Consider the following 11,244-nt stretch of genomic DNA (forward strand, 5'->3'; position numbering starts at 1 on the left):
TGCCTTCCAACTTGCCTGCCTTCCAACTTGCCTGCCTTCCAACTTGCCTGCCTTCTTACTTCCCCGCCCGCCGCCAAACCGCGTAGCCGTAAGCCGGCAGCGAAGCGTGCAGCTGGCCCGCCTTCACGGACGCGGCGGCGCCTGTGTACGCGTCCGTCCAGACGCCGCTGCCGCCGACGACGACCGCGACGGACGCATCCGCGTCGCCTGCGTTCAAGGCAACGACGAAGCGCTCGCCGTCCTCCGCGCCGCGGGCGTAGACGAGCAGGTCGCTGCCGCCGCCCGCCTGCAGGAACGCGATCTCCGCGCCGCGCAGCGCCTCGTGCGCTTTGCGCAAGGCGATCGTCTCGCTGTAGAAGCGCAGCAGCCCCGCGTTTTGCTCCTCCGGCTCCCACACCATGCACTTGCGGCAGTCGGGATCTCCCTCCCCGTTCATGCCGACCTCGTCCCCGTAGTAGATGCAAGGGACGCCCGGGAACGTCAGCTGCAGCAGCGCGGCGAGCCGCATCCGCCGTTCGTCGTCGCCGCACAGCGTGAGCAGGCGCGGCGTGTCGTGGCTGTCCAGCAGGTTAAACGCCGTCTCGGTCACGGTTTGCGGATAGGCCGCGAGCTGGCTGCCGATCGCGTTCGCGAAGCCGGCCGCGTCGAGTTTGCCCTTGGCGAAGAAGTCCAGCACCGCGTTGGTGAACGGATAGTTCATGACGGCGTCGAACTGGTCGCCCTGCAGCCACATTATGGAGTCGTGCCAGATTTCGCCGAGGATGTAGGCGTCCGGATTGGCGGCCTTCACCGTCTGGCGGAACTCGCGCCAAAACGCATGGTCGACTTCGTTGGCAACGTCGAGCCGCCAGCCGTCGATGCCGATCTCCTCGACCCAGTAGCGCGCCACTTCGAGCAAATATTTCTTCACCTCGGGATGTTCGGTGTTCAGCTTCGGCATGATCGGCTCGAAGGCAAACGTCTCGTACGTCGGAATGCCGTCCACGACGCGCAGCGGGAATTCACGCACGTGGAACCAATCCGCGAAAGGCGAGTCCGCCCCTTTTTCGAGGACATCGACGAAGGGTGCGAACGTCTTGCCCGCATGGTTGAAGACGGCGTCGAGCAGGACGCGGATGCCGCGTTTGTGGCAGGCGTCGACGAATTCCTTCAGCTGCTCGTTCGTGCCGAACTGCGGGTCCACCTTCATATAGTCGCGCGTATCGTACTTATGGTTGGTCGTCGCTTCGAACAGCGGGGTGAAGTAGATCGCGTTAACGCCGAGCTTTTCGATATGGTCAAGATGGTCGAGCACGCCCTTCAGGTCGCCGCCAAAAAAGTTGCCGGGCGTCGGCTTGCCGCCCCACGGCTCCACGCCTGCCGGGTCGAGCGACGGATCGCCGTTCGCATACCGTTCCGGGAAAATCTGATAGAACACGGCGTCCTTCACCCAACTCGGCGGCGCGAAGACGTCGGCGGGATTCAGGAATGGAAAGTCGAAGAATTCCAGGGAATGATCGGGCAGCGCGTCTTCGAACCCTTTTTCCGTCAGATAGAGATCTTCGTCCGTATTCCGAAAATGAAACGCATACCGCAGGCGCCGGTACGGAGGCACGACCGCCGTCTCCCAATAGTCGAACAGCGCGTCGGAGGCGAACTTGCGCATCGGCGCGGTCCAACGGGATTCCTCCCACGCGTACTTGTCGCCCACGATCGCGTTCACTTCCACGGCGTCGTCGCGCTTCGTGCGCACGCGGAGGTGGAGCGTCCGTTTGTCGGCGGCGTAAGCCCAGTTCAACTTCGGACGGTGATAAATCGCTTCTTTTAACATCATCGCTTGGAAACACTCCTTGTCTGAGATAGGATGCCGCAAGCAAGCGCAAAAAAGGCACAACCCCCGCTTGCTTGCCGAGGTTGTACCTTTCGGTAACATTGCCTTTTTGTTATGGCTACATTATACCGGATGACGCGGCGTTCCGCCAGAGGCAAAAGGGTCGGCGGCGAGTGGAGCATCGGCAAGATGTGCCGGGGAACCGAGACAAGCCGGCCGCGTTTGTGGTTTAATGGGATTAAGTACCTAAGACTCAGCCCTTGCATACGAGCAGACGGAGGAAACGGGATGAATGTGCTCCACACTCGCTATACCCGGCGCGCCGCGCTGGCGCTGACGCTGGCGGCGGGCATCGCTGCGTTGTCCGCTTGCGGCGGCTCGAAGCCGACCGTCGCGCCCGAGCCGTCGCAGACGTCTTCGGCCGAGCCGACGGGGACGGCCAGCGCGTCTCCGGATACGCCTGAAGCCGCCTTCCTTGCGCCGCTCACGGGCCTGCCCGTGGAGGAGGAAGTGACGAAGCGGCCGCTCGCGATCATGATCAACAACTTCAAAGCCGCGCGCCCGCAGTCCGGCTTGACCCACGCGGACACGGTGTGGGAGATTCTCGCCGAAGGGGGCATCACGCGGCTCGTGGGCATTTTCCAGAGCCAGACGTTCGACGAGCCGGTCGGTCCGATCCGCAGCATCCGGCCTTACTTGATCGACATCGGCGAATGGTACGGCGGCGTCCTCGTGCACGCCGGCGCGAGCAACGACGCGCTCGCGCTGCTGCAGCATTCCGGCAAAGCGGATCTCGACGAGATCAACAACGCGGGCGCATACTTCCACCGGGACAAATCGCGCAAAGCCCCGCACAACCTCTACTCGACGATCGCCAAGCTGAGAGAGGGGGCGGCCAAGCATAAGTACCCCGAGACGGCGCCGGTGCCGTTCGTCTCCTTTGATGCCAAGCCGGACGTGTCGGCTGAGCCTGCTGCCTCTGACGTCGAGATCATGTTTCAGATGAAGGACTACAAGGTTTCCTATCATTACGATGCTTCGACGGGGCTGTACGAACGGTCGATCAACGGCGAGCCGCATATCGATCTGAACAACAAAGAGCAGCTCACCGCGGCGAATCTGGTCGTCCTGTCGGCGAAACACAAAACGTACGACAGCTACGGCCGGCTCGAAATCGACCTGACGAGCGGCGGCGAAGCGGTCCTCATCCAGGAGGGACACGCCATCTCCTGCAGATGGGAGCGCAAGCCGGGCGACATCGTCCGGCTCGTGAAGGACGGCCGGGAGTTGAAATTCGTGCCGGGTATCACTTACTATCACGTCGTGCCGACGACGCCGGCTTTTTCGGAGCATGTGAAGTATAGTTGAAGGATCGGCCTTCCGGTCAGGCGAGTTCCCCGGGAGGTGGAGAGCGGGACTGGGGAAAGCGCCTGGAACGGACCAACCAGTTACCGCAACGGAGCAGCTTGACCTCCACCCGTTTTCCGGGATTTTTCCGTAAGAATCGCGTGAGGTTGCGGGGACGATATGGAAACACTTGGGTTGGAATTGAAAGTTTCACCGCGTTTTGTGGTAAAATGGCGTTGTATAGTTTGAGGTCCTGAAGAACAGGCCGTTCGCTCCGGTATCGTCCGGGCGGGCGGCTTATTTTTGTGCCAATGGAGGAGTGGGAAGATGGAGGAAGTCGATGCGGCATGGGAAACGGCTTACCAACGCATGCTGGAGCGCGCCGTTCGGGATAGTCGGGGAGAGCGCAAAAGGCGCCTATTGGAGAAGCACGGACATCTCGAGCAATTGTTCCTGTCGCAGGTTTGGTGGCCGGCGGTGGGCAGCTTGGCGTTTTTGCAGCCGGAGTATGAGTTTGTCGATTTGAACGGGAGGACGCGGTTTTGCGACTACGCCTATCTGCCGTCGAAGGGACTCCGCGTCGCGATCGAGGCGGACGGATTCGGCCCTCACGCGCGGGATGCGAACCGATGGCAACTCGACGACGACCGGGAGCGGCAAAATCAGATGCTGATCGACGGCTGGAAGCTGCTGCGGTTCACGAGCGACGGGATTAAGGAGAAGCCGGGCCGCTGTCAGCGCACGCTCCTCTTGGCGCTCGCCAAATGGGGCCGAACGACGGCGGCAGGCGACGGCTCCACAGCCCTTGGCGTGCATGAGCGCGCGATCCTGCATTTCAATCAGACGTTCGACGGGAGGATGCTGACGCCGCGGGTCGTGGCAGAGGCGTTGAATATCAACCCCCGAACGGCAATCGTGCACATGAGATCTCTGGAGGAGAAGGGATATTTGAGCGCCATGTTGTCCCCTACGGGAAGGAAGATGGGGTTTGTGCTGGCCGTTCCAGATCTAACGAGAAGGTAAGGTAACATCATGAAGGGGCAAGAACGGCAATGTGTGTATGTAACCTACCTACATCGGTGGGAAGTGGGCTTGTGCGGCGAATGTGCGTATGTAAACTACCTACATCGGCGGGGAGTGGGCTTGTGCGGTGAATGTGCGTATGTAAACTACCTACATTGGCGAAGAGCGGGCTCATGCGGCGAAAGTGCGTATGTAAACTACCTACATCGGCGGGGAGTGGGCTCATGCGGCGAAAGTGCGTATGTAAACCACCTACATCAGCGGGGAGTGGGCTCATGCGGCGAATGTGCGTATGTAAACTACCTACATTGGCGAAGAGCGGGCTCATGCGGCGAATGTGCGTATGTAGACTACCTACATCGGCGGGAAGTGGGCTCATGCGGCGAAAGTGCGTATGTAGACTACCTACATTGGCGGAAAGCGGGCTCATGCGTCGAATGTGCGTATGTAGACTACCTACATTGGTGGGAAATGGGCTCATGCGTCGAAAGTGCGTATGTAGACTACCTACATTGGTGGAAAGTGGGCTTGTGCGACGAATGTGCGTATGTAGACTACCTACATTGGTGAGAAATGGGCTCATGCGTCGAAAGTGCGTATGTAGACTACCTACATTGGCGGAAAGCGGGCTCATGCGTCGAATGTGCGTATGTAAACTATCTACATCGGCGGGGAGTGGGCTCATGCGGCGAATGTGCGTATGTAAACTACCTACATCGGCGGGGAGTGGGCCAGTGCAAGAGCAGCCCCTTCGTCAAGTCGACGAGGGGCTGCGCCAACCCATCAATAAGGATTCGCCTTTACCCGCAGCGCCTCGGCCAGGAAGGCGAGGCCTTGGCCCCAGCCTTGGATGCGCTTGTCCGGCACACTGTGGTAGCCGTTGGCGTCGGCCATGAGGGCGGTGCCGGCGGAGACGCCGGTGACGGTGCCGTGGCGGCGATTGTGGCGAGGACGCCGTCGATGGCGCGCTGGGCGTACTTGTTGTACAGCCGCCCCTTGGTCAGCACGGCTGTCGCGATGCCGGCGGAGCCGGACGTCTCGAGCGGCGACGATGGGTCCTCCAGAATCGTGTGCCACAGGCCCGACTTCTCGTTCTGCAGCCGGACGAGCGCGCTAAGCTGGTCGCGCAGCGAGCCTTCGATGACCATGAAGAACGGATGCGTGACCGGCACGATTTCGATTGCGCGCGCCATCGTGAGCGCCGCCCAGGCGTTGCCCCGGCACCAATGTGCCGCCCCATGTAGGAGTCCTGGACTCCTTCTTTCGCTCATTTGGCCCGTCTTCGCCGATTGTCCGATTTCTACGCACGCGCGCGATACGCCCCCGCGTTTCAACTCTTCAGATACATCGCCAGCGGCCAAAGGACGAGCTCCCGAACCCGGCCGACGACCAGCTCCGCCAACGCGAGCGCGCCGCGCTCCTGGAAATGCTTGTTGTCCTGGATGCCTTCGGGGAAATGCAGGAACTCGCCCGGCGCGCTCCACATGAAGACATCCTTCGTCTCTTCGGGCCCCAGCTTCTCGAACAAAGACCGGCTCATATCCGCCAAGTCGATCAGCGGCACCTCCTCGCGCGCGGCGAGCTCCCGCACCGCCTCGAGGTAGGGACCGTGCGTGTCGCGCAGCGTCCCGTCCCCGGCGAAGTAGCGGCGGTGGACGGAGGTGAGCAGCACGGGATGGGCGCCGCGGGCGCGGGTGCCGTCCAAATAGCGCTTCAGATAGTCCCGGTACGTCGACTCCGCCTCGGTATGGCGCGCTTCGTCGGGTTTTTGGTCGTTGTGCCCGAACTGGACGAACAGATAGCCGTCCGGCCGGATCTCGCGGAGGATCGCGTCCAGCCGGCCTTCCTCGACGAAGCTTTTGGCGCTGCGTCCCGACCGGGCATGGTTGGCCACCGCCACATCGTGTTTAAAGAAGGAGGAAAGCACTTGTCCCCAGCCGGCATAGGGGAAGCCCTCCGCCGGCTGGTCCGCGACCGTCGAGTCTCCGGCGAGATGGAGGGTGATCAGGTCCGGCGCCGGCTCGATCTCGAGCACGTTCGCGCGGGGGGCCGGGCCCGAGAAGGTAAGCCGGAGCCCCTCGTCTTCCACGCGAACGGCGAACGTCTCGCGCGCGAATTGGCCCGCGGGCACGTGGCGATGGCGGAAGGCGAGCCGTCCGGCGCCGGTCTTCAACGTCGTGCAGACGGGGGCGATCCAATCGCCCATAAGCAGGGAGACGATGTAGCTGTCGTTCGGGACGTCCAAGCGAAATGTCGCGTCGACCGGGATGCCGAAGTCGCGCTTCGGCGCGTCAGGCTCGCCCCTATCCCGGAAGGCGACCCGGTCCGGCGCGATGAAGCCGTATCCGGTCCGGGGATCGTAGGCGCAGCCGGGCCGGACCTTGATATAGCCGGGAGACGGCTCGGCAGGACCGAAGTCGAACCGCCGGATGGCGTCGGACATGCGCGATTTCCTCCTTTTGTCGGGGTCATCCTTTTCAGTATAAGAGGGGCTAAGCCGGGGAGGAATTCAAAATTCCGGTAACTTCGTGCAATAATCCGAGTCGATCGGGCGCAAACTTTAAGAAAATGCCACGGCGAAATGTCACGGGCCCCTATACCATGCCTGTCCTTGCTGTGATAAGATATGTGGTGGCTAACTTTTGTAAAGTTCGTCAATCCAACGTCAAGGCAGCGTAAAATTTACTTTGCGGGAAAGAGGGCTATGCGTGTTTCGGAAAAAGGATATCTTTTTTAAAACGCTGGAGGACATGTCCGATCTGATCCTGGAAACGGTCGAGCGGTTTGCCGCCGCCATGAACGGGGAACTGAACGATGTCGCCGCATTCTCCAAGGAAATGAAGGAGTTCGAGCATCGCGGGGATCAGTACGCGCATCTTATCCTGACGGAGCTCAACAAGACGTTCATCACCCCGATCGACCGGGAAGACATCATGGAACTGACCAAACTGCTGGACGACGTCTTGGACGGCATTGAAGCAAGCGCATCCCGCTTCGATATGTACCAAATCTCCAAACCCGACACGTTTATCCGCAAATTCGGCGACGTTCTCCACCGCAGCGCGGTCGAGATCAAATCGGCGATCTATTTGCTGAGCCAAAAAAAGCTGCTTGCCATCCAAACGCACTGCGTCAAATTGAACGAGCTTGAGAATGAAGGCGACGATCTCCTGCGGCAAAGCGTCAAGTCGCTGTTCCAGAACGTCACAGACCCGATCGAGCTGATCAAGCATAAAGAAATTTACGAACGGCTGGAAGAGACGACGGACGCTTGCGAAGACGTCGCCAATACCCTTCAGTCGATTATCATGCGCAATTCGTAATTGCGCGTTAGACGGGGAATGAAAAACCAGCATGGATCATTTGACATGGATCGTCGTATTAATCGTTATCTTAGCGCTCGGCTTCGACTTCATTAACGGGTTCCACGACACGGCCAACGCGATCGCGACTTCTGTCTCTACCCGCGCGTTGACGCCGCGCGTCGCCATTATCCTGGCTGCGGTCATGAATCTCGTGGGCGCCCTCATGTATACCGGCGTGGCCAAGACGATCGGCGGCAAGGTGACCGATCCGTTCAAGCTCGAGCACGGGCTTACCGTCGTTATCGCCACCCTCATCGCCGCCATCATCTGGAACCTCATCACGTGGTGGAAGGGCATCCCCTCTTCCTCGTCGCACGCGCTTATCGGCGCGCTCGCCGGCGCCGCCGTCGCCTCGGAAGGCTGGAACGGCATCAACTATGGCGGTTTCTCGACGATTGTGCTCGCCCTGGTCCTTTCGCCAATCATCGCGTTCATAATGGGGTACATAATTATGTTCGTGCTGAAGCACGTCTTCGCGAATGCCAGTCCGCGCTACGTGAACAAGGGCTTCCGGACCGGGCAGATCCTGACGGCCGCGCTCCAGTCGTTCACGCACGGGACGAACGACGCGCAGAAGGCGATGGGCATCATTACGCTGGCGCTCGTCTCCGCCGGCATCCAGGATCATCTCGAGGTGCCCCTATGGGTCAAAGTGTCCGCGGCCCTCGCGATGGCGCTCGGCACGTCCGTCGGCGGCTGGAAGATCATCAAGACGATGGGCACGAAGATCTTCAAGATCGAGCCGATCAACGGCTTCTCCGCGGACCTCGGTTCCGCGGCCGTCATCTTCTCCGCTACGCTGACGCATCTGCCGGTCAGCACGACGCACGCGATCACCTCGTCGATTCTCGGCGTAGGCGCGGCCAAGCGGTTCTCCAGCGTGCGCTGGGATACGGCCGGCCGGATCGTCGTCGCCTGGGTCGTCACGATCCCGATCGCGGCGGTGCTGGCAGCATTGATTTATGCGGTCCTTAGCCTCTTTCACTAAAAATGGGCCCTTGCGCATTGGTCATCTTTGCCGTTTCCACATTACAATATAGAAGCGATACGTTTGCTCTTGACGGGACGGAGTTTGGAGGAATTCACGCTCATGCAAGCATCCGCACAACAAGCCAAGTCATGCGTGGAACTGCTGAAGGAGTTCCGGCTCAAATGCGTCGATTGCCGCGGCGAGAAGCTCATCTTCACCGGCGTCGGCAAACGGGACGTCTACAATATAACGGCTCCCTTCCTTGACGAAGGGGAGTGGACCATCGCGGGGCGGGTCGAAGACCGGACCAGCGAGCGGTCCGTCGTCATGTTTTTTGTCGAACGCCACGGAAAGTGGGTTCCCCGCGAAGGGGCGCCCGTCTTCGAACTGCAGGATCCGTTCGTCGCGTTCATCCGCGGCGAGCTCGTCTTCGGCGGGGTGGAGGTTTACTTTGACGGAGACGATCCGCACTATGTCACGTCGTGGCGCACCGTCTTCTACCGAGGCTCCCGCATCCGCGATCTCGTGCCTTTCGCCAAAGGCCCGCTGACGATGAAGGATATCCGCCTCGTCGATCTGGCGAATGGCCGCATCGGCGTCTTCACCCGCCCGATGCCGGTCGGAGACGCGAGAGCGATGATCGGCTATACCGAGGTCGGCGAGCTCGACGAGCTGACCGAACAGGTAATGGCGGAGGCGGAAGTGCTTGAGCATCAGTTCCTGAAGGTCGAATGGGGCGGCGCCAACGAGGCGCACCTGCTTAGCAACGGCAAGATCGGCGTGCTCGGCCACATCGCCTGGATGGATGACGGCAATATCCGGCATTATTATCCGATGACCTTTATGCTCGATCCCGAGACGAGGGAGCATACGCCGATCAAGTTGATCGCCACGCGCAACTTGTTCCCCGAAGGCCCGGCCAAGCGACCCGACCTAGAGGATGTCCTCTTCAGCGGAGGCTTGATGCGGGAGGACGACGGCAAGGCTACGCTGTATACCGGCGTCAGCGATGCCGAAGCGCACCTGGTCGTCATCGACGATCCGTTCGAGGATTACGAAGCGTAATCATATAGCGCCGAGGCGTGATGCTTCGGCGCCTTTTGCGCGGCTGGCGGTGCATCGTGCTAACGCGCGAAAGCCCGAAGCCGCCGCGTCGCGGCGGGGGCTATAGGCCTGCATCGGGGCGATCGCGACGAAAAGACGCAAAATGAGGAAATAAAAGCGTTGGAAAAAGCAGGAATCGGCCTTTGCGGAGCGAAAAAGTAGGGGAAAGCGGCAAGCGCGCACGAGCAGCCGGGCGGCTGCGAACATGCCCGCATCCCCGCCAGGCCCATGGTGCCGGACCGCGGCCTGGCGGGGAGAGAGGTTAGCGCCGGCGTCTGCGCCGCGCGTAGCGCTTGCGTCCCGACGATGGGGAGCGCCGGCGGGAGCTGCGGCGGCGTCTGCGGCGTCTCGGCCGGTATTCGACCTCGTCGTCATCTTTCGATTTGTCTTTTTTCAGGAGCAGCTTGATGAATGGGGCGACCTGTTGGACCGACGACATGACCTTCTGGATTTTGCCGATATTCGAGAGGATGCCGTCGAGACCGCCCATCCGGTCGATGAGGTTTTTCACGTCGTTCAGGTTTTTGAAGTTGAGCAGACCGGACAGACCCTTGGCTGGCGTGGCAGCGGCAGCCTGCGTGGGCAGCACCGTCGTCGTCCCGGTCGGAACCTGCCCGAACAAGGCGGGCGGGCCTGAGACCGTTTCGATCCCGGGAAAACCGCCGGCAGCCGGACTCCCGAATCCGGCCTGCCCTCCGAATCCGCCGTTAAAGTTGCGCGATTGCGGAAGTTGCGGTTCGTTCATGTTGTCACACCCTTTGGCTGAAGAATCGCCGGCGCCTGCCCAGCTCATTGGGCATGGCGTGCCTATGCCGGCGTTCGATGCTATAGGGTATGTATCACGGTGGAGATCCGAATGGACGCCTGCCCGCCCATTTTACCGATTTTACCTCTGTGAAGCGTGAATACGGTGACGCTTGAAGTACCTTTTGAAACTTAGTACAATGAAAGAGACGGCTTTACAAGCGATGAACCGAGGTGCCTATTAGATGCAGCTGAAGAAGCTGAATGACAAGTCGATCGACCAATTGTTCGAAGCCATTCTGACACTGAAGTCCGTGGAGGAATGTTACGTATTCTTCGACGATCTGTGCACGGTCAACGAGATTCAATCGCTGTCGCAGCGGCTTGAAGTGGCGCGGATGCTGGGCAAAGGGCAGACCTACAACCAGATCGAAGCGGAGACGGGGGCCAGCACGGCGACGATCTCCCGCGTGAAGCGGTGCCTCAACTATGGCAATGACGGCTACAAGATGACCCTCGACCGGCTCGGCCGGTTCGGCAAAGAATCGGAAGCGGAGTGAGTGAAGCTTCATCCTCCGTTTCGCACGCCAGCACGGCATGAAACAGCAGCCTATCCGTCCGCGGGAGGCTGCTTTTTAATTTTCTTTCGCTGATATGGGGGAATGAGCGAAGAGGGAGTCGTGGACTCCTACATGGGCGGTGGAGCGGGGAAATTGGGCGAAGAGGGAGTCGTGGACTCCTACATGGGCGGCGGAGCGGGGGAATTGGGGAAAGAGGGAGTCGAGGACTCCTACATTCGCCGAAAGTGCCGCCCCGGCGCCAATGTGCGTATGTAAACTACCTACATTCGCCGAAAGTGCCGCTCGAGCGCTAATGTGCGT

The 11,244-nt window shown here is 60.6% G+C and carries 11 protein-coding genes and 1 pseudogene; 6 read left to right on the forward strand and 6 right to left on the reverse strand.

The genetic code is table 11. From position 1 onward, the window contains the following. Positions 1 to 55 precede the first annotated feature (55 nt). Entirely contained in the window at positions 56 to 1,810 is a 1,755-nt protein-coding gene (locus LKX83_RS31330; RefSeq protein ID WP_227887144.1) for a glycoside hydrolase family 13 protein, read from the reverse strand. A 288-nt stretch (positions 1,811 to 2,098) separates the two neighbouring features. On the opposite strand from LKX83_RS31330, the gene LKX83_RS31335 reads away from it, so the two are divergent. Continuing rightward, positions 2,099 to 3,178: a DUF3048 domain-containing protein gene (locus LKX83_RS31335; protein ID WP_227887123.1), complete on the forward strand. Its 1,080-nt coding sequence runs from the start codon at positions 2,099 to 2,101 to the stop codon at positions 3,176 to 3,178. Positions 3,179 to 3,484: 306 nt separating this feature from the next. Then, the gene (locus LKX83_RS31340) at positions 3,485 to 4,180 is read left to right on the forward strand and encodes a winged helix-turn-helix domain-containing protein (protein WP_227887124.1); all 696 of its coding nucleotides are present in this window, start codon (positions 3,485 to 3,487) and stop codon (positions 4,178 to 4,180) included. A gap of 7 nt (positions 4,181 to 4,187) precedes the next feature. Here the strand turns inward: LKX83_RS31340 and LKX83_RS31345 are convergent, their stop codons facing one another. From LKX83_RS31345 to LKX83_RS31355, 3 genes and pseudogenes are all read right to left on the reverse strand, one after another. Continuing rightward, positions 4,188 to 4,865 carry a hypothetical protein gene (locus LKX83_RS31345; RefSeq protein WP_227887127.1) on the reverse strand — a complete coding sequence of 226 codons (678 nt, stop codon included), beginning with the start codon at positions 4,863 to 4,865 and terminating at the stop codon, positions 4,188 to 4,190. A 98-nt stretch (positions 4,866 to 4,963) separates the two neighbouring features. After that, positions 4,964 to 5,409, reverse strand: a pseudogene (locus LKX83_RS31350) (glycoside hydrolase family 88 protein); the annotation flags it as partial. A 101-nt stretch (positions 5,410 to 5,510) separates the two neighbouring features. Continuing rightward, a complete protein-coding gene (locus tag LKX83_RS31355; RefSeq protein WP_227887129.1) occupies positions 5,511 to 6,623 on the reverse strand; it encodes a rhamnogalacturonan acetylesterase in 1,113 nt (370 codons plus the stop codon). Positions 6,624 to 6,888: 265 nt separating this feature from the next. Between LKX83_RS31355 and LKX83_RS31360 the strand changes: the two genes are divergently transcribed. The 3 genes from LKX83_RS31360 (at position 6,889) to LKX83_RS31370 (ending at position 9,580) form a co-directional block, all read left to right on the forward strand. Beyond that, positions 6,889 to 7,503: a DUF47 domain-containing protein gene (locus LKX83_RS31360; protein ID WP_227887131.1), complete on the forward strand. Its 615-nt coding sequence runs from the start codon at positions 6,889 to 6,891 to the stop codon at positions 7,501 to 7,503. A gap of 31 nt (positions 7,504 to 7,534) precedes the next feature. Further along, the gene (locus LKX83_RS31365) at positions 7,535 to 8,533 is read left to right on the forward strand and encodes an inorganic phosphate transporter (RefSeq protein WP_227887134.1); all 999 of its coding nucleotides are present in this window, start codon (positions 7,535 to 7,537) and stop codon (positions 8,531 to 8,533) included. Positions 8,534 to 8,635: 102 nt separating this feature from the next. Beyond that, positions 8,636 to 9,580 (forward strand): DUF1861 family protein, encoded by a 945-nt coding sequence (locus LKX83_RS31370; protein ID WP_227887136.1) that lies wholly within the window; start codon positions 8,636 to 8,638, stop codon positions 9,578 to 9,580. Here LKX83_RS31370 and LKX83_RS31375 read toward each other — a convergent pair whose 3' ends face one another. Both LKX83_RS31375 and LKX83_RS31380 read right to left on the reverse strand, forming a co-directional pair. After that, on the reverse strand, positions 9,581 to 9,826 hold the full coding sequence (locus LKX83_RS31375) for a hypothetical protein (RefSeq protein WP_227887137.1): 246 nt from the start codon (positions 9,824 to 9,826) through the stop codon (positions 9,581 to 9,583). Between the two features lie 55 nt (positions 9,827 to 9,881). Continuing rightward, complete coding sequence (locus LKX83_RS31380; RefSeq protein WP_227887139.1) at positions 9,882 to 10,364, reverse strand: tyrosine protein kinase; 483 nt, start codon at positions 10,362 to 10,364, stop codon at positions 9,882 to 9,884. Positions 10,365 to 10,608: 244 nt separating this feature from the next. Here LKX83_RS31380 and LKX83_RS31385 point away from each other — a divergent pair, with 244 nt between their 5' ends. Then, positions 10,609 to 10,923 carry a YerC/YecD family TrpR-related protein gene (locus LKX83_RS31385; RefSeq protein ID WP_227887142.1) on the forward strand — a complete coding sequence of 105 codons (315 nt, stop codon included), beginning with the start codon at positions 10,609 to 10,611 and terminating at the stop codon, positions 10,921 to 10,923. The last annotated feature ends 321 nt before the right edge of the window (positions 10,924 to 11,244 follow it).

This window comes from Cohnella baijiui, assembly GCF_020731285.1.
Lineage (GTDB): Bacteria > Bacillota > Bacilli > Paenibacillales > Paenibacillaceae > Cohnella.